The sequence below is a fragment of the Polaromonas sp. P3_C2 genome, assembly GCF_056402675.1.
Genome location: NZ_JBFUGX010000856.1, coordinates 1 through 1520, shown reverse-complemented (window position 1 = coordinate 1520; position 1520 = coordinate 1). Strand labels below are relative to the sequence as shown.

Here is a 1520-nt window from a genome sequence, read left to right as displayed (position 1 = left end):
AGGCCGGGCTGGGCTTTTTGCACGTGATGCGTCGCGGGACCATGGTGGTGACGCACCGCGCGGCAACGGGTGCGCCCAGGCGGGTGAAGGTGAGCGAGCCCAGCCTGGTGTTTTACCCGCGTCCGCTCGCGCACGACTTTCACAATGCACCGGTGGAGGGCGCTGATTTCACCTGCGCAACGCTGGCATTCGCCGGCGGCGCCAGCCACCCGCTGGCGCGTGCGCTGCCGGCCCTGGTGGTATTGCCGCTGGCGCGCGTACCGGGGCTGGAGCACACGCTGGCCCTGCTGTTTGCCGAGACCGCGCAGGTGCGCTGCGGCCAGCGGCTGCTGGCCGACCGATTATTTGAGGTGTTGCTGCTGCAACTGCTGCGCTGGCTGCTGGACCATCCGGAAGAAGGCAGCCCTCCCGAGGGCCTGCTGGCCGGGCTGGCCGAACCGCGCCTGGCGCGCGCGCTGGTGGCGGTGCATGAAAACCCGGGCCATGCATGGAGCCTTGAAGGCCTGGCGCAATCGGCCGGCATGTCGCGCAGTGCGTTTGCACCGTTGTTCAAACAAAAAGTGGGGCAAACGCCCGCGAACTATCTGGCGACGTGGCGGCTGGCCATTGCGCAGGCCGAGCTGCGCAATGGCCAATCACTCAAGGCCATTGCCGCGCAGCTGGGATATGCCAATGCGTCGGCGCTGTCGCGGCTTTTTGTGCAGAAGACCGGTGTCTCGCCGCGTGAATGGGCCAAGACGGCGGTGTAGCGCGAGGGTGGGTTCGGCATGCAGACGCTACCAAAAAGATAGATACAAGGCAGTGCACTGATTGAGCTGCAGGCCAATTTCACTTAAAACTCACGCGACACTGAAGCCAGCAGCACAAAGCCGCCCGCCAGCGCAATGTTCTTGAAGAAATGCAGCAGCTGGTTGCGCAGCGCTTGCGGTGTGGCGGCCCAGAAGCCGTGCGCGATGAACGCATCCACCACGAGAAAAGTCGCGGCGGCCAGCGCGAACCAGCGCACCTGCCAGCCGAATGCCAGCGCCAGGCCGGCGGCGACTTCGACTGCGCCTATGGCGGCGGCTGTGTAGTTGCGCAGCCGTACGGATTCGATGAAGTGCGAAGCGCCCGGGCCGATAAAGGCCAGGGCCATGAGGATGCGGGCGAGAGCGAGGACGACAGCGGGTTGCATGGTGAAGCTCCTGAAAATCAATGGTGAAGAGGCACCACAGGGCCCGGGCTCAAGCCGGACCGTGTGATGAAGGCCATCAAGCCGTGCGGCGCACCGTGGGCTTGAGCATGTCGGCGATGCCGATGCGGTGGGCGAACTCTTCGCGCACGCGTTCGGCCACCACGGTGACTTCACCGGCGCCGTCGTCGATGAAGTCGGTCACCGAGCGGAAAGGCCGCGTGCCGGCGGGCAGGCCGACGATGCGGGTGATGTCGTCGGCCACGGCTTGCGGGTCGGCGTGGTCGGGGCTCAGCGCCGAGAGGCGTTCGCCGACCTTGTCCATGACACCGTCGTAGCGCGCGTAAGC

The 1520-nt window shown here is 66.1% G+C and carries 2 protein-coding genes and 1 pseudogene; 1 reads left to right on the top strand and 2 read right to left on the bottom strand.

Features of this window, described 5'->3' with window-relative positions:
- On the top strand, positions 1-749 hold a 749-nt coding region (locus tag AC1DWI_RS22755; protein ID WP_477725862.1), incomplete at its 5' end, for a helix-turn-helix transcriptional regulator.
- Between the two features lie 83 nt (positions 750-832).
- Here AC1DWI_RS22755 and AC1DWI_RS22750 read toward each other — a convergent pair.
- Positions 833-1174, bottom strand: a complete 342-nt coding sequence (locus AC1DWI_RS22750) for a DoxX family membrane protein (protein WP_477670511.1) — start codon at positions 1172-1174, stop codon at positions 833-835.
- A gap of 76 nt (positions 1175-1250) precedes the next feature.
- A pseudogene (locus AC1DWI_RS22745) lies at positions 1251-1520 on the bottom strand (oxidoreductase); the annotation flags it as partial.